This is a genomic window from Kitasatospora sp. SolWspMP-SS2h, from assembly GCF_003259315.1.
Taxonomy (GTDB): domain Bacteria; phylum Actinomycetota; class Actinomycetes; order Streptomycetales; family Streptomycetaceae; genus Kitasatospora; species Kitasatospora fiedleri.
The window spans coordinates 1-15,865 of record NZ_QLLT01000017.1; the positions used below are offsets into that span (position 1 = coordinate 1).

Annotated in this window: 15 protein-coding genes and 1 pseudogene; 7 read left to right on the plus strand and 9 right to left on the minus strand. The window is 70.9% G+C overall.

The features are described from left to right. The 3 genes and pseudogenes from K353_RS21335 to K353_RS21345 all read right to left on the minus strand — a co-directional run. On the minus strand, positions 1-376 hold a 376-nt coding region (locus K353_RS21335), incomplete at its 3' end, for a hypothetical protein (protein WP_146616532.1). Positions 377-701: 325 nt separating this feature from the next. After that, positions 702-1,178: pseudogene (locus K353_RS21340) on the minus strand (transposase family protein); the annotation flags it as partial. Positions 1,179-1,204: 26 nt separating this feature from the next. Continuing rightward, positions 1,205-2,197, minus strand: coding sequence for a hypothetical protein (locus tag K353_RS21345; protein WP_111555308.1), 993 nt, complete (start codon positions 2,195-2,197; stop codon positions 1,205-1,207). Here K353_RS21345 and K353_RS34450 point away from each other — a divergent pair. Further along, complete coding sequence (locus tag K353_RS34450; protein ID WP_158585453.1) at positions 2,196-2,450, plus strand: hypothetical protein; 255 nt, start codon at positions 2,196-2,198, stop codon at positions 2,448-2,450. The two genes, K353_RS21345 and K353_RS34450, sit on opposite strands and share 2 nt — an antisense overlap. 31 nt (positions 2,451-2,481) lie before the next feature. On the opposite strand, the gene K353_RS21355 is transcribed toward K353_RS34450, so the two are convergent. After that, on the minus strand, positions 2,482-2,814 hold the full coding sequence (locus K353_RS21355; RefSeq protein ID WP_111555160.1) for a hypothetical protein: 333 nt from the start codon (positions 2,812-2,814) through the stop codon (positions 2,482-2,484). Beyond that, positions 2,811-4,061, minus strand: a complete 1,251-nt coding sequence (locus K353_RS21360; RefSeq protein ID WP_111555161.1) for an IS256 family transposase — start codon at positions 4,059-4,061, stop codon at positions 2,811-2,813. Before K353_RS21360 ends, K353_RS21355 begins: the two co-directional genes overlap by 4 nt. Positions 4,062-4,982: 921 nt before the next feature. Between K353_RS21360 and cas6 the strand changes: the two genes are divergently transcribed. From cas6 to K353_RS35890, 4 genes are all read left to right on the plus strand, one after another. Then, positions 4,983-5,516: a CRISPR-associated endoribonuclease Cas6 gene (gene cas6 / locus K353_RS21365; protein WP_233533743.1), complete on the plus strand. Its 534-nt coding sequence runs from the start codon at positions 4,983-4,985 to the stop codon at positions 5,514-5,516. After that, complete coding sequence (locus K353_RS21370; protein WP_199528193.1) at positions 5,504-7,078, plus strand: hypothetical protein; 1,575 nt, start codon at positions 5,504-5,506, stop codon at positions 7,076-7,078. Before cas6 ends, K353_RS21370 begins: the two co-directional genes overlap by 13 nt. A gap of 159 nt (positions 7,079-7,237) precedes the next feature. Further along, positions 7,238-7,780, plus strand: a complete 543-nt coding sequence (locus tag K353_RS21375; RefSeq protein ID WP_111555162.1) for a GNAT family N-acetyltransferase — start codon at positions 7,238-7,240, stop codon at positions 7,778-7,780. Between the two features lie 528 nt (positions 7,781-8,308). Beyond that, positions 8,309-8,470 carry a hypothetical protein gene (locus K353_RS35890; RefSeq protein WP_233533727.1) on the plus strand — a complete coding sequence of 54 codons (162 nt, stop codon included), beginning with the start codon at positions 8,309-8,311 and terminating at the stop codon, positions 8,468-8,470. A 171-nt stretch (positions 8,471-8,641) separates the two neighbouring features. Here K353_RS35890 and K353_RS21380 read toward each other — a convergent pair whose 3' ends face one another. The 3 genes from K353_RS21380 to K353_RS21390 all read right to left on the minus strand — a co-directional run bounded on the left by K353_RS21380 (position 8,642) and on the right by K353_RS21390 (position 9,631). After that, a complete protein-coding gene (locus tag K353_RS21380) occupies positions 8,642-8,881 on the minus strand; it encodes a hypothetical protein (RefSeq protein WP_111555163.1) in 240 nt (79 codons plus the stop codon). Further along, positions 8,878-9,264, minus strand: coding sequence for a class I SAM-dependent methyltransferase (locus K353_RS21385; protein ID WP_158585454.1), 387 nt, complete (start codon positions 9,262-9,264; stop codon positions 8,878-8,880). Before K353_RS21385 ends, K353_RS21380 begins: the two co-directional genes overlap by 4 nt. 139 nt (positions 9,265-9,403) lie before the next feature. Beyond that, the gene (locus tag K353_RS21390) at positions 9,404-9,631 is read right to left on the minus strand and encodes an integrase core domain-containing protein (RefSeq protein WP_111555165.1); all 228 of its coding nucleotides are present in this window, start codon (positions 9,629-9,631) and stop codon (positions 9,404-9,406) included. 678 nt (positions 9,632-10,309) lie between these two features. Here K353_RS21390 and K353_RS21400 point away from each other — a divergent pair. Then, positions 10,310-12,145, plus strand: coding sequence for a hypothetical protein (locus tag K353_RS21400; RefSeq protein WP_111555167.1), 1,836 nt, complete (start codon positions 10,310-10,312; stop codon positions 12,143-12,145). Positions 12,146-12,241: 96 nt separating this feature from the next. Here the strand turns inward: K353_RS21400 and K353_RS21405 are convergent, their stop codons facing one another. Then, complete coding sequence (locus K353_RS21405) at positions 12,242-13,237, minus strand: helix-turn-helix domain-containing protein (RefSeq protein ID WP_111555168.1); 996 nt, start codon at positions 13,235-13,237, stop codon at positions 12,242-12,244. A gap of 272 nt (positions 13,238-13,509) precedes the next feature. Here K353_RS21405 and K353_RS21410 point away from each other — a divergent pair, with 272 nt between their 5' ends. Continuing rightward, entirely contained in the window at positions 13,510-15,819 is a 2,310-nt protein-coding gene (locus K353_RS21410; protein WP_111555169.1) for a PQQ-binding-like beta-propeller repeat protein, read from the plus strand. The last annotated feature ends 46 nt before the right edge of the window (positions 15,820-15,865 follow it).

The window sequence follows — 15,865 nt, forward strand, 5'->3', positions numbered from 1 at the left end:
GCGTGACCTTGGGCCGGTCGCGCTCGGGGAGGGTGAGGGGGATGCCGGCCTGGACGCCGAGGATGCGCAGGCAGTCCTCACGTACGCGCACGGACGCGGGTGAGGCGTGGTCGGGTCGTGCGGCGGGTTTGCGTCGCAGCAGGCCCCGTTCGGCGGCCGTGAGGTAGGCGGCGAGGGTGTCCGGGGCGAGGAGCGCGCCGAGCGAGCGGGCGGCCGTCGGCGGGATCGCGCCCCGTTCCAGTGCGGTGCGCAACTCCCCGGCGACCCAGCGCAGTTGCTTCGCGCGGGAGACGCCGGTGGGCGGTCGACAGGCGAGGTCCACCACCGCGTCCAGAGCCGCCAGGGAGGGTGCCGCTGCCGTTGGGACGTCCGCCATGAACGTCACCCTAGCTCCGGGAGCGGGAGGGGTGAATCGGTTCCGTCCGGTGGACGGTTCCTGTGCGTGTTCTGCCGGAGAGGTGTCAATAACTGGCTTGGAGCGCGATTGTGCACGCGAGGTCGGCACCGTGGTGCCCTCCTGTATCGACTCACCCTGTCTTGTGGTGGCCGTCCTTCAGCAGCCGGCAGCCGGGGGCTGGGCGGTGGCGGCACAGTGGGGGTGCGGGACACGTCATCTCAGCGGGTGACGACCGGTCAACTCCGCTTGTGAGTTGGTGCGTGATAGTAGGTGAGGCCGCGGTCGCCTGGTTGGGGGCGGTGGTTCACGCGCCGATGGTGCAGTTGGAGACGAGGCCGGCGATGGCGCGGTAGGTGTCGGGCAGGTTGTCCCGGCGGTGGGTCCAGTACAGGAGTTGTTTCCAGCGTTTGTGGCCGGCCAGGGCGTGTTCGACGGTGATGCGGTCGGAGGAGTGCTGGTGTCGGGCCTGTTCCCGGCGGGAGTGGACGTCGGCCAGGGCGCTCTCGTTCGATTTCCTTGGCGGCGTGATCGCCTGGCCGGGGTGATCGCGCCGCAGGCCGAGGCAGCCGTCGTCGAGGAGGACCTCCACGCCGGGGAAGTACCGGAAGCAGTCGGCGATGCCGTCGTTGCGGGCGGCGGTGGCGTCGTGCATCCGCCCTGGCCGCAGGGCACCGGTCCACAGTGTGCGGCCCTTGTGGTCGGCGATCACGGTGGCCTTCATCGTGTTCTTCTTGCCCGAGGCGAAGGCACGTCGTCTGCTGCGGCCGGCCACGGGCCGGCGAGCAATTGTCAATACCTTTGGATCTGCTAGCTGCTCTGGCGCGGAGATGATGCTTCGGTGTCGGTGGGTGGCGTCAGCATTGTGGCAAGTCGGTCGACGCCGAATCCGCTGATCAAGAGGCGTTCTTTGTGGCTTCCGGTGAGGTGCCGGGTCCAGTCGACAAACCCGCCGTCCGCGATCTCCAGTTGCTGGCCGTGGATGGTGGCGTAGATCTTGTAGCACAGGTCGGTGTAGTAGCCGCGTCCGGTCACCCGGTTGGGATCGTCGATGATGTCAACGCCTGGTGTTCCGGCCAGCTCTGTACGTGCGCGGGCCAGGATCGGAGCGGCGGACTCGTCGAGGCAGGTGATGCGGATCTCGGTCTGACGCACTCCAGCCTGTGCCATCGCCCGGACGGCGAAATGTAGGTGCTCGACCAGGTGCTGTTGCTCGAAGGTCCGGCTGCCTGTGTCCCGGCCAGCGGTCACCAGGGCGAATAGTTGGAAGTGGGCGAGCATACCGGGCGCGTCGAAGTGCTGGGCACGCACGACTCGTTGGCTTGCGGCCATCCGGACCGGCACGGCCGAGCGGGGATCGGCGGCCAGGGCCTGGGATCTGCGCTGGGCTGCCTCCAGGGCCAGGGCATTGGTCGGGTCGGCCGCGACCTCGCTGCCACGAATGGTGGCGACGACCTTGCGCGGGTCGACGGTCGCGACCGCCGTATGCGCTGCCAGGGGGACGAGGGGAGCCAAGGTGAGCATCTGGAAGTCATCCGGCATCGCCGAGAGCAGGAAGTCTTCGGCTCGTCGTATTTGCGCGAACCCTGTCGGGGCCGGGGTCACGAACCGGTCGGTGCGATAGCGCCGCATCACCTCGGCCGGGGTGAGCCGATCGGCGCGGCGTCGGAAGACTTCCAGGAGCAGGGTAGTCAGATCCGTCCCGGTCAGCTCCTTGGCCAGCAGGTCCAGCAGTTCCGATCCGCCTGCATTGGCCAGAACTCGGCGCAACGCCGGACTGACCGCGTATTCATCGCTTGTCATGGCGGGCCAGTATCGCCTGGCCGGTATCGGGGAGACCATCGATTTCCGCGCATCGTGGAAATTAGGCCGCCGTTCGGTCAGGCTCCATCAGGGCTCCGCGCTCGAAGCGGGCCCCGGCGCGGACGAGTGGGACGAGGTGGGCGCCATTGACGGCTCGCCAACGGACCTGAGCCGACTTGACGAGCTCGAACACCATCGCCAGGCCAAAGGCATGCCTTCCGCGTTCCTCCCAGAGCCGATCCACAGGTCTTGAGAGCAATAGTCAATACCTGTGGATGGTTTGGTCACGGCAGTGGGTTGGTTCCCCGGATGGCCTGCCAGTGGGAGCACAGGGTAGCTGATGCCAGTAGTTGGACTCCTGTGCCTCGGAGGGTCACGAGCGCGGTGTGGACGGGGTCGAGTTCCTCGACGGAACGGTGATAGGCGAGGATCTGCGTCAGTTCCAGGTCGATGGCTTCTGCCGAGTTGCGGATGTGGCCGAATCGGGCGCCGCGGCGAACCGGCCCGACCGTGCAGCGCACTGTGGCGGTGGCCTCGGCCGGATTCACGAGGGTGACCTGATCGATCTCCAGTTCCACCTCGACCGCGTGACTGCCGGGGTTGAGGGGCTCGATCATGCCACCACCTCGATGCGCTCGACCAGGATCCCGTTCTCGAAGCGGGTGCTGGAGCGGACCAGGGCGACGAGGTGGGCTCCGGTGATCGCGCGCCAGCGTTCCTGGGCGGACTCGACGAGCTTGAACACCATGGCGAGGGCCGCGGCGGGGCTGCCGGCCCCGCGGGTGACCTTGGTCCGCAGCTTGATCGTGGAGAACGTCGACTCGATCGGGTTCGTGGTCCGCAGATGGATCCAGTGCTCGGCCGGGAAGTCGTAGAACGCCAGCAGCTCCTCGGCGTCGTCGGTGATCTTCGCGACGGCCTTGGGCCACTTGGCGCCGTAGGTGCGCACGAACGCCTTGATCGCCTTCTCCGCGTGGGAGCGGTCCTCGGCGTTGTAGATCTCCTGCATCGCCTTGGTTGCGCCGGGCTGCGCGGACTTCGGCAGTGCGTTCGTGACATTGCGAGATTTGTGAACCCAGCACCTCTGATGCCTGGCTGCGGGGAACACCTCGCTCAGGGCCCGCCACAGTCCCATTGCGCCGTCGCCGACGACGAGTTCGGGGTCGCGCATGCCCCGGTGGCGGCAGTCGCGCAGCAGGTCGGCCCAGGACTCGGTGGACTCGCGCAGGCCCTCTGCCAGTGCGATCAGCTCCTTTGTGCCGTCCAGTCGAACCCCGAGCAGGACCAGCACACAGGAGTGCGCCTGCCCCAACCGGATCTTGGGGTGCACGCCGTCGGCCCACACGTAGACGAAGTCCCGGTCCGACAGGTCCCGGGCCTGGAAGGCGGCGTGGTCGTCACCCCACTGCCTGGTCAGCCGGGTGACCGCGGCCGGCGACAGCCCGGCAGCCGAGCCGAGGAACTGCTCCAGCGCGGGCACGAAGTCCCCCGACGACAGGCCGTGCAGGTAGAGCAGTGGCAGCACCTCGCTGACCTTAGGCGACTTGCGGCACCACGGCGCAAGGATCTTTGAGGAGAACCGCTTCCGTTCGCCGGTGGCCTCGTCGACGCGGCGGTCGTTCACCCGCGGCGCGGTGACCTCGACCGGGCCGGCGGCGGTGGTCACGGTCCGGGGCCGGTGATGGCCGTTGCGGACCACCGGGCGGTGCCCGCGCTCGTCCGTCTCGGCCTCCAACTCCGCTATGTACTGGTTGACTTCCGCCTCCAGTGCAGCGGCCAGCATCCGCCGGGCGCCCTCACGGACGATCTCGTCGATCAGGGAGCCGGACAGGGTGGAGCCGTCGTCGGTGACTACGCTGAGCACAGGCGTGCCTTCCCGACCCGCGCTGCGAACGCGGGCCTACTCGGTGACCATCAAAGGATCATTCGGGAAGGTACGCCCTCTGCGCGCCCTCCCGGAAGCGATCCACAGGTCTTGAGCATTGCTCGTTGGGAACGCGAACGGGATGCCGAGGTAGGCACAGCCTGAACCGTGTCGTCATCAGCCCTGGAGGGTTAGGAACATCAGTCCCGGGTGTTCGGTCCAGCACTGCTCCCCATTGTCATTAGCCCTGGAGGGTTTGGAACGCGACCTGCTGCGCGGCGAACCCGACGGGGAGGTCGTCGTCATCAACTCTGGAGGGTTGGGAACCCCCAGCGCAGGCCGGTCGCGTACGCCAGACGCACTGTCGTCATCAACTCTGGAGGGTTGGGAACACCAACTCGCTGCGCGGATGCAGCGGACCCCGACCGATCGTCATCAGCCCTGAAGAGTTGGTAATTCGGCAGTCATGCAGTCGGTAGATCGGTGATCCGGCGTGTGAGGTGGGCTGCAGTAACTGGTCGGTAGTGCGTTGTGCCTGTTCAGAGGTGTTTGGGGTGGCCAGGGGGTCGGCGGGATGCTGTTCGTGTTGCTGCTCGGGCCTCGGGCGTGTGAGGGTCGGCCGTTCGAGGCGGCCGGCCATAGCACGTGGAGTTGGGCACCGGTGTGGGCTGCGGGGAATTGCGGGAGCGGTTCCGTTGGGTGATCTATGTTCCCCTGCAGGCGAGTTGTTGTTGTTCGCGTGTGCCTCCGGAGGGTGTTGTGAGAGTGAGAGTTGATGTGGTGCCGGATTCGCCGACGGTGTGGTGGGAGGACGTGCACGGTGCGGCGCGGGGCATGGTGTACCGGCTGATTTAGGCTCAGGATGCTTCTCTGGCAAGGGAGTTGCACGACAATGGATGGCGTGGGAAGTCGTTGAAGCCGGTGGGGGTGGCGGGGCCGGTGTTCGTGGGGGCGCCGCCGCGCAAGGGGGTGTTCACGACGTCGGGGGAGGGGTCGGTGTGGTTCGGTTCGCCGGTGCCGGAGATCGCCTCCGTGCTGGTGAGGTCGCTGGCCTCGTGCGGTGAACTGGAATGGGGCAGGACGCGGTTGGCGGTGCGCGGGATCGCTCTGGAAGGCGGGGGCCCGGCACCGGCAGCGGACGGCCTGGTGGAGTTGGAGACGCTGACCCCGGTGGTGGTCAAGCACGAGAGCCGGAACCTGCTGCCGGGTGACGAGTACTTCGTGGAGCGGCTCGCGCACAATCTCGCGCACAAGGCGGAGCTGCTGGGTCTGCCGGCGCCGCGTGGGTTGCGGGTGCTGGAGGCGGGGCCGCGGCGGAGGTTCGCGGTGCGGGGGGCGCCGCGGATCGGCGCGAAGGTGAGGGTCGAGCTGGACGCGGACGCGCGGTTCGTGGCGGCGCTCAGGTCGTGGGGGATGGGGCTGGACACGATCCAGGGGTTCGGGTGGATCAGGTGAGTGTGCTGGCCGCTTCGGGGCATCCCCTGCAGCGGGCGGGTGCGTGGGCGGTGGCGGTCCTGGCCGGCTGCCCGACTCCCGAGGCGGTGGGTCCGGACGGTCTGGACGCTGTCGTGGCGGGGCTGGTGGCGGACGTGGTCGCCGCGGCGACGGCGTCGAAGGACGCGAGCCGCTACGACTGGTGGAAGGTGCTGTTCGCGCTCTACCCCAACTCGAAGGCCACGCACAGCAAGCGTCCCTCCGATGCGCGGGTGCTCAGGCCCGCGATCGAGGAAATGTTCGCCCCGGACGCCCCGGGGGCGGGGGCGGTGTGGCCGTGCACGTTCTGCGGCGCGGCGTCGGCGGTGGTGTGGTCGAAGGCGAACCTGCCGCTGTTCGACACGGCCAAGGCGCTGAACAACCTGCCGCCGAGGCTGGCGGGATGGCCGGTGTGCCGGGGGTGCCGGGTCGCGATGTGGGCGCTGCCGTACGGGGCGTGGGTGACGGCGGGGTCGGCGAGTGTCCTGTCGTGCGAATCGCCGGATGCGGAGCGGGAGTTCGCCCGGCGCAATGTCGGCAGGGCCCGGAAGCTGATGCAGACCGGTTTCAACGCTCTGCAGGCCGGGGCCAAGCCCGAGCAGGTGGTGCTGGCCGCGCTGCGCGATGCGGGCGGCGGGCTGTGCGCGAGCACGCTGTGGAGTTTCAAGAACGACAACCAGGAGCCGTGGCTGCGGGTGACCCGCACCCGCCGGGCCGTGCCGGTGTTCCTGGAGAGGGTGGACGGCAACGCGCCGCTGCGGCGCGGCTGGCGGCTTCTGTGCCGCTCGCTGGACCGGTACAACCCCGACACCGGCCGCATCACCGGCGGCCGGGGAGCGGCGGCGCGACTTGTGTTCGAGGCGGAGGACGGCCGGAGCCGGCCGCTGCTGGGGCAGGTGCACCGGCTCCTGTCGGACACGGACGCGGCGTTGCCGCCGGGCGACCGCCGGGCGCTCGGCGCACTCGCCACCGCATACGCGAAGGAGGTCTTCGGAATGGACGTGGACGTGGAGCCCGTGGCGCGGGTCCTGGCCGAGTGGATCGCCCGGGGCACCAGCCCGCGCGGCCGCCTGGCGGAGTACCGCAGTGCCGCGCTGAACGACTACCGGCTCGGGATGCTGCTGGTGCAGGCGCACTTCCGCCTCCAGCTCGACGGCGCGCAGGTGCAGGCGGCTGGGCCGGAGGCGTGGAAGCCCCTGATCGGGCGCCGATCGCGGGCCTGGGAGCTGCGGATGCTGCTGTTCGCGCGGGTGTGCGAGCTGCTGCAGGAGCGCGGCGTCGCCGTCGGCGCCGACCCGGCCAGCAAGGACGAGGCGGAGGACGAGGTGGAGGACGGCCCGGTTTCGGCTCGGCCTGGGCTGTCCGTCCCTGCCCGCCTCGACCCCGCTGCTCTTCCTTGCCCTGCCCTGCCCCGTCCGGGCCGCGTCCGGCCTCGACCTGTCCGTCGGTCTGTGGCCCGGACGGCTTCCTGTTCCGATCCGGGGGGTCCTGTCCGGGTATCTGTTCATCGGGTTGCTGGGGGTTGCGTGACGGACTGCTTGTGACGGAACCCGCCCCGGCCCGCCCGGCCCGGGCCTGGCGAGGGACCGGCGAGCGCAAGCAAGGTTGTGGCACGTTCATGAGGTGGGTGCTGCCACCGCGTCAACTCGGACTGTCCATGTATTCGTTTGTCATGAGCGAGCCGTGTCGGATAAGAAGTCCGCATGCTAAAGGGCGGCAAGATCGGGCTGAGGGCCCGGCACGAGGACGACATCCCCACTCTGCGGGCCGAGCTCTATGACGACGTGGTCAACTCCGCGCGGGCCGAGGCCGGGCCGTGGCGGCCGATCTCACCCGGTTCGAAGGACCCGCGGCTCGTGGTGGACGACACGGCGCAAGGCAGCGTCGCGTTCTCCGTGGTGGAGCTGGAGGGAGGCGCCCTGGCCGGTACCGCGACGCTGTGGGGAATCGACAACCACCACCGCTCCGCGCACATCGGACTCGGACTGCTGCCGGCGGTGCGCGGCAAGGGCTACGGCACAGACGTCGTCGCGACGCTCTGCTACTACGGTTTCGTGGTCCGCGGCCTGCAGCGGCTGCAGATCGAGACACTGGCGGACAACCACGCCATGCTTCGCTCCGCCGAGCGCAACGGTTTCGTCCGCGAGGGCGTGCTGCGCTCCTCGGCGTGGGTGCTGGGCGAGTTCCTGGACGAGGTAGTTCTCGGGCTCCTCGTCCAGGACTGGAAGCCGAATCCCCTGGGCTGAAGCCCGAGCGGTCCCGAAAGGCCTGTGCGGGCGGGCCGGCTCCCAGCCGAGATGTCTGATGTCCGGCCGGGACGGCGAGTTCGTCCCGGCCCTGTCCGGGCCCGTCCCGTCGCGGCCGCTGTCCCCGCCCCGCCCCACCACCGTCCCGTCTCGTCCTGGCTCGTCCTGGCCGGGCGCCCCGGCGGTGCCGGCGGTCGCGACGGCCGCCGACGAGTAGGGCGGACCCGCCACAGCGGCAGCCCTGCAAGGAACGGGCCGGGTGGCAGCCAGTCCCCACACTGACGCCGTCCCGCCGAGGTCCGATCGGGCTTGCGCCTGGGGGCTGCTGTGAGCCTGACGTCCCGGTTGGGCGCCTGTTCTCGGTGTGTGACCTGACGGTGTTTCTCGGGCTGTTCTCGGTTTTTGGTGGACCGGTGCGGGTGTGGACGGGTGTCGTTCGGGTGGTCGGGGGGTCCCGAACGCTCCGGTTCTGGTGACGACGGGTGACCGGTTGTCCGAGGCTGATCGCTCGACGATGCCCCGGCCAAGGTGGCCGCGAAGTTCGCCGCATACCGTGAGCTGTTCCGCGCCAAGACGCGGGACAACGACCCGGCGCTGACCGAGGCGTCGGCGGCCGGGCGGATGACGCACTGGTGGCGTCGCGCCTACCCGGGCTCCGTTCGGGAGGGCTACCCGCCCGTCGCGCCATGACCAGCTGGCGCAACCTCGCCATCGACGCCCTCCGCCCCGCCGCTACCACCAACAATCGCCGCCGGACTGCGGCGCGACGCCCGCAGTCCCTACCGCCCCCTCGCGTTCCTCGGCCTCATATGATCACGAAACGCGACTGCCATGAGCTTCGCCAGAGGCTCCGGCCGGGAATCAGACCCGCCGCATTCGGTAGACGCAGGTCCGGTAGGGCATCTCGGCGCTGTCGCGGCCGGCCAGGGCCGGGTCGGTGGCGGCCAACTCGCCGATTTCCCGGTCCAAACGGGCCTGCTCGGCGGCGTCGGCGGTCAGGGAGGAGGAGCGGGACCGCACCAGGTCGATCAGCCGGTCCGCCGGGACGGTCACATTGTGCTCGATCAGGCCACGTTCGGGCTCGGTGAACCACGGCGTCACCGGCCCGTACTGCCAGGCACTTTCCAGACCGTGTCCCTCGCGCCGACGATGTCGGAAAGCGCGGCCACCCACGGGGTCCGGTCGTCACGGATGTTCCACATCGCAGCGAAGACAACGTCCTTGCGCAGTACCCGGTGAATCTGCGGCAGTGAGACCTGCGGGGTGAACCAGTGGTACGCCGGCCCGGCCACGACGGCGTCGACGGAGTCGTCCGGCAACGGGATGTCCTCGGCGCTGCCGGCGAGCACCTGCGCGTCCGGGCGGCGTTCGGCGGCCACGGCGCGCATCTGCTCGTCGGGTTCGACCGCGATCACCTCGTGGCCGGCGGCGCGCAACACGCCGGCCAGTAGCCCGGTGCCCGCGCCCAGGTCCAGGACGTGCACCGACTCGGTGCCGATGGCCCGAGCGAACGCCCGCACCGGGTAGGTGGGCCGGATCGAGTCGTAGAGGTGGGCAGCGCAACCAAAGGACGGCGCAGAGGTTGAGCTTGCTCCGCTTCGACGGACACCGTTGGTGTGGTGGTCAGGCTGCGAGGACGCTCTCGTACTCGGCGGGACTGCGGTAGCCGAGGCTGCTGTGCAGCCTGAGAACGCTGTACCAGCCCTCGATCCACTCGAAGATCGCCGGGTGCGCCGCCGCCCGGCTCGGCCACGGCCGGTCGCCGGTCAACTCCCTTCCCGGCGTGGCGAAGAACGACTCCGCGAGCGCACTGTCCCCACACCGGCCGGTGCGACCGATCGAGAGCCGGATGCCGGAATCCCTTGCAAGACCGGCGAATTCACGACTCGTGCACTAACAGCCACGATCCGGGTGCAACACCACCGGACCGGCCGGGCGGCGGGATCGGACGACGCGGCGGGAGGCGATGTCGATGACGGTGGCCGGGTGAAGCCGGCCCTCCCCAGGTCGACCTCGGCCTGTTCACCCACAGCCGTACCGCGGTCTCGGTCAGGTCGAAGTCCTTGGCGACCTGACCGGCCGAGCGGTCACCGCGCCGGAACAGCTCGACGATCTCGGCCTTGGACTCCGGCGCGAACGAGCGGCGAGGACGCGGTCTCTCCTTCCCCATGCTCTCCATGACGGACATCGTCCTTCCGGGGCTGGCACCCCTGATCAGAAGTGCCCGTCAAACCGGATCAAGCCCGGTCGGCGCGTTCCTGCCGCAAGCAGGCACCCACGCGCGAGCGAACCGCTGCCCAGTACCTTGCCCGCTGCGCCGGTCGGCCGTGTGGCCCGAACCTTTCCATCCGCCGACGAATCTTTTCCCGTACACGTCAAGAGGTCGGTGGCGGATACGGCGCAGGTGCAGAGGCGTGCAGCATGGGACGACGTCCAGCAGGTCAGTGCTTGGACCCATCGTTCCAGGAGCAGGAGAGAGGTCTTCCCGTGCAGTTACGGCCAACGAGGCGAAGCCTTCGGATCTCGGCAGTGTTCACGGCACTGCTCGCCCTCGGTCTCAGTACCACTGCCCAGGCCGCCGTGGTGAGCGGCCAGACCACCGCGTTGGTGGCGAATGCGGATGCCGGCGACCCGGCGCCGATCAACCTCGTGAAGACCGGTCAGTACCACACGGCCCGTGCCCGGCTGGCCAACGACGTCAAGGTCTCCGCCAACTCGACGTTGACGGTGGACGTCGCCGGGGTCGGCGGACTTCCGCTCTCGGGCCTGGACTCGGTCGCCCTGAACATCAGCGCCAAGGGCGACTGGTTCAACAGCGGTTCGCTCGCCCTCTACCCGTCCGGCGGAATGGAGCCGCAGACGACGGCGCTGGAGTACAACCCCAACTTCTACCTGGCCAACCTGGTGACGGCGAAGGTCGGCACCGACGGCAGGGTCAAGGTCGTCAACCGCAGCGACCAGGCCGTGAAGGTCTACCTGGACGTCCAGGGATACACCCTGACCCTGGAGGACCCGGCGGTGACGGGAGGCGCCTCCTACGTCCCGCTCGCCCCCGTGACCGTGGTGGACAACCAGTCCGTGCCTCTCAACGGCACCTTCCAGCTCCAGGCCCTGGGCCAAGGCGGCGTACCGCAGCAGGGGGTGGACGCGGTGGCCCTGAACATCGCCACCCTCAGCCCCCGCGACAGCGGGACCCTGCGCGTCTTCCCCGACGGGGAGGGGCTGCCGGTCGACGCCACCATCGACTACGTGCCCAACCGGATGCTGCAGAACTCCGTCATCGCCAAGGTCGGCGCCAACGGGAAGATCGACATCCACAACCTCAGCCTTGGCGCCACCGCCGTGTGGGTGGAGGTCACCGGGTACTTCTCGCACGCGGGGGTCGAACCCGAGCACCTGGCCCTCGAACCCCTCGTACCGGCCCGCATCGCCACTGCCGTGTCCGTCCCCGCTGGCGGCGACACCCTCCTCGCCCCCCGGGGCCTGGGCGGCGTTCCGGGCACCACGGACGTGAGCGGCGTGGGCATCGCGCTCGACGCGAAGAGCACCGCCGGCGCCGGTGCCGTTCAGGTCTACCCGTCCCTCGCCGCCAACCCGAGTTCACGGACGGTCAACTACCAGGCTGGCAACCCCGTCAGCGGCTTCACCTTCGCCAAGCTCGGCAGCGACGGCAACGTCGTCCTGCACAACGCCGGCTCCGCGCCGGTGACCGTCTCCGTGGACGTCTACTCCTACACCCGCCAGCTTCCCCAGACCGAGCCCGACATGGGCGACGAGGGCGGCAGCTACCTCACCAACGTGACCCAGCCGAGCGCCGACGAGTGCGCGCAGGCGTCCGCGGACTTCGGCACCGACCTCGGCGCGACGTGCGCCTTGGGCACCGAGGTCACCGTCGGCCCCGCCCAGGACACCGAACCTCCCGCTCCTCCCACTGCGGCCGCCGCAGCCGTCCCGCCGCGCCCGGCAGCAGCGGGCACCTCCGCCGCGTCCGCGACGGCGGCCTGGAAGTACCGCTACGTCTCCGCGACGGCCTGCTACTCCACCGGCAAACCCAAGTGGGGCAGCGGATCGGGCTGGAAGTGCAAGATAGCCAAGGCCACGGTCAACGGAGAGTTCAAGTACAACGGTTCGCGTGTCTACGCACTCTGGGTCAGCTCTAGCAAGGGAGACACCTACGGCGCGGACGTCGCCATCACGTGGGCGGGCACCTGGAACAACGGCGCCGCCCGCGGAAGCTACCCCGGCTACATGGACATCGGCCTCAACGGCACCGTCAAGCTGACCAAGTACATGACGCGCTCGTTCTACATCCGCATCGACTGCTGGCCCTCCGGCAAGGTCTCGCTGCGCGGCGGCGGGGCCTGACCGCGACCGGCCCCGGCCGCTCTGAGCGGCCGGGGCCGGGGGAAAGGCGTGCAGCCTCCAGCCGAAACCGTTCGTTGGACGTCAGCGCGGTTCCCGTCAGTCCTGGCGGGGACCGCCGTCCGGGCTCCGCCGCCCGATGGTGCTCTGGCGGCGGAAGTCGGTGGGGGTGGTGGCGGTTTCGGCGCGGAACACGCGGCTGAAGCCCGCCGGGCGGGGCAGGCCCCAGCGTGCGCCGATGGCGGCGACGGGGAGTGCGGCCAGGCGCGGGTCGGCGAGGTCCGCCCGGCAGCGGGCGATCCGCTCTCGGCGCAGGACTCCCGTCACGCTCTCGCCGCGGGACTCGAACGCCCGGTGCAGGGTGCGCGTCGACACGGACAGGGCCGCGGCGATGTCGTGCGGCGCCAGTTCCGGGTCGGCGAGGTGACGCCGGATGTGGACGAGTGCCTCCTGGTGCAGGACCGCCGCGCGGGAGTGCGACGGGACGCCGTCCTGTCCGGCGTGCCGGGCCACGACGGCGGCTGCCAGGTCGATGAGGGTCTCACCCAGCCGGACGCGGTCCGCCTCGTCGAGGTGCTCGTCGCTGTCGGCTGTGGCCAGGAGCATGCTGCCGAGCACCTGCCCGAGGCCGGGGGTCCTGAGGGTTTTCCCGCACTGCGCCGCAACGGTGTTGTCCCGCAACGGCATCAGATCGCGCGGGAACTGCAGCAGCAGGCAGCTCGAACTGGCGAGCGCGTTGTCGACCGAGGCCTCGAACGGCCGGGAACTGTCGTACAGCAGGATCTCCCCCGGCCCGGCGCACCCGCCGTTGCCGCCCTGCTCGATGCGCTGCCGACCCGATGCCACGAAGGCGAGCTGGTAGCTCTCCGGGTCGGACCGGCGGATCAGCCTCGCCGACCGGTACGACGACAACGGCGCGTAGGAGATCGAGGACAACTGGACCGGCCCCAGGGCCGTCGCGCCGATCCGCACGCCGGACCGTCCCGGCTCGGTGAACCGGAACCGCGTGGTCACCTCCGCCAGGGCGGCGGTCTGCGCCCACGCCTGTGCCCGTTCGGCCTCCGGCAGCAGTGTGGTGTCCAGAACAGTCCTCACGCACGCCCCCCCTTTGACCCGTACGCGCCACCGGGGAACGTACACCGACCGTCAGGATTCGGTAAAGCGGCCGTGCGGAACCGGGCGCGGACGGGGCGGCACGCTGGGCCAAGGCGATGGCGGGCGGGGGAAACACCCGTCGCCCCGCAGCTGTCAGCATCGACTCGCGCCGCGCCCGCTGCCTCCGAGGGGACGAGGACGGCCGCCCTGTGCCTGGCCGGTGGTGAAGAGCCCACCCGGCATCCGCCCTGCCCCACGAGGAGACCCGCTCCGTGCACCCCGACCCGTACCCGCCCGCCGTCCCCGGTCCCGGACGGGGCCCGTGGGCGCCCGTCCCGGGCCCGGCCGAGGCCGCGGCACTGATCGCACGCCTGCGCGGACGCGCCCGGACCTGGGCGCTCTGCCTGATGCTCGGCCTCCCGCTCTCGGCCGGCGGCGGCCACTACGCCCTCACCCGCGGCCCCGCCGGACTCGCCGCCCTGCTCGTCGGCCTCGCCCTCCTGGGGACGGCCGGTTTCCTGCTGGCTTCCGGTCTGCCGCTGCGCCGCCGGCTGGCGGAGCTGCTGCCCGACACCCGGCGCTCCGCGGTCGCCCATTTGCCCGGTCCCCGCCGGGCCGCCGGGCTCGCCGCCGCCCTGTGCGGGCTGCTGGTGGCGGCGTTCACGGCGGCGGTGGTGCTCCTGGCCGTCGCCGGGCTCGGCTGGGGAGCGTACGGCAACTCCTTCGGCTTCGCGGCCCTGGTCTTCGGTGCCACAGTCCCGGCGATGACGGCCCTCGCCGCCGCGTCGGCCACCCGGCACGCACTGCGCGGGGCACCGACCGGCGCCGTGCAGGGCCAAGTGCTGTACACGGTCCTCGCACTGGTCGGCCTCCTCCTGCTGACCCGCCGTCACAACGGCCTGGACGCACGGATCACCGGCGCGGCCGTGGTGGCGGCGTGCGCACTGGCCGTAGTCGTGCTGCACTCCGCCGCCCGGCGCATGCGCGCCGCCGGGGAGCGGGACGGGAACGGGCCCGCCACAGCACCGGTACCGCCCACGACCTCGCATGCCCCGTCCACACCGCCGCACGGGGCGTGGCCGCCTCCGCCCGTCGCGTCCGCGCCGTCGGCCCGGCCGCACTCCGCCCCCGCGCTCCGACCGCCCGCCGCACCTGCCGCCCCGCCGTGGCCGTCCACGCCGCCACCGTGGCCCGGGGCTCCGGCCGTTCCCCAGTGGCAGCCCCCCGCCGCGCCGCCCCGGCGTCGATCCGGTGCAGTCCTCGCAGTCCTCGGGCTGGTCGGCGTGCTCCTGCTCGGCGCCGCCGCGACGGGCGTCGTGCTCTGGCAACACCGCCACCCCCGCGGACCGGTGACCGATACCCGCGAGAGCCCGCAGGCCGGCCGCTACGGGATCGCGGGCACCAGGACCCCGCAGTGGTCCGCCACCCTGGCCTCCCACTACGACCACCTCGACCCGTCCCTCCTGATCGGCGACGAGATCGCCGCCCGCGTCTTCGGCCCCGGCATCGAAGCCGTCGCCCTGGCCGACGGCACCCCTCGGTGGAACCTGCCCTTCGACGGAGGCCGCGTCCCCTGCCCTACCGACCCCGCACAGGACGGCGGCATCGCCGTGGTGCTCCTGCGCGGCCCGGCCCCCGACGCCCCGTGCGACACCGCCCTGGCCGTCGACCTCGCCACCGGACGGCAGCTGTGGACCGTAGCCCTCCTGCCCGACGGCGCGCCGTACGGGCCGCTGGAGCCGTCGGTCGCGATCAGCCAGGGCATCGCGGTCGCCGGCACCCCCACCGCGCCCCGGGCGTTCGACGCCCGCAGCGGGCGCGTGCTGTGGACCGGGCCCGTCCAACGCCTGCCCGATGGCACCGAACGGCAGCTCGACAGCCTCACCGTCCACGACCGCCAAGTCCTCGCCTCCTACGCCGGCGACTTCGACCAGAACACCGACCACCTGCTGCTCACCCACGACCTCGGCGACGGCCACGTCACCACCACCCTCCCCGGCCCCCACACCGACCAGCGCGACCCCGACGTGCGCGTCCTGGCCGCCTCCCCCGCACTGGTCCGACTCCCCGATGCCGACTGGCCGTCCGAGAACCACTACTACGTCCTCGCGGGCGACGACCGCACCTGGCTCCCGCTGCGCACCGGCGAGGTCGCGGGGCGCTCCGCCCGCCAACAGGCGGGCCAGGACGGGGTGGTGTCGGGCGGCGTGTTCGTCAAGGCGTTCACCGTGGACGACCAGGACCTGCCGGTCGGCTTCGACACCGTCGTCGCCGGCTTCGACCTCACCACCGGAAACATCGCCTGGCAGTACCCCCTGCACCGCGACAGCAGCCAGGTCACCCTGTTCCCAGGCGCCGTCGACGGTGCGGTGCGCGCGGTGGTCTCCGCCTACGACACGGGCCCGCAGCTCTACGCCTTCCCCCTCGACGGTGGCGCGGCCGTACGCGGCGGCCGCCTGGACGACGGCCGGCCCGATGCCATGACCGACGTCCGCCGCACCGCCTTGGCCGGTGACCGACTCATCGTCCTCACCGCGCAGGACAACCAGCTCAGGGCGTTCACCCCGACACTAGCCCGGTAGCCGAGCGCCGGCCTCCTGGACGCCACCCGCGTCCACCTCCCGGAGA

Bases quoted from the DNA above. Each gene is read 5' to 3' on its own strand.
- K353_RS34450 (WP_158585453.1), top strand. From the start codon at position 2,196: ATGGCGGGCCAGTATCGCCTGGCCGGTATCGGGGAGACCATCGATTTC.
- K353_RS21345 (WP_111555308.1), bottom strand. From the start codon at position 2,197: ATGACAAGCGATGAATACGCGGTCAGTCCGGCGTTGCGCCGAGTTCTG.
- K353_RS21355 (WP_111555160.1), bottom strand. From the start codon at position 2,814: ATGATCGAGCCCCTCAACCCCGGCAGTCACGCGGTCGAGGTGGAACTG.
- K353_RS21375 (WP_111555162.1), top strand. From the start codon at position 7,238: ATGCTAAAGGGCGGCAAGATCGGGCTGAGGGCCCGGCACGAGGACGAC.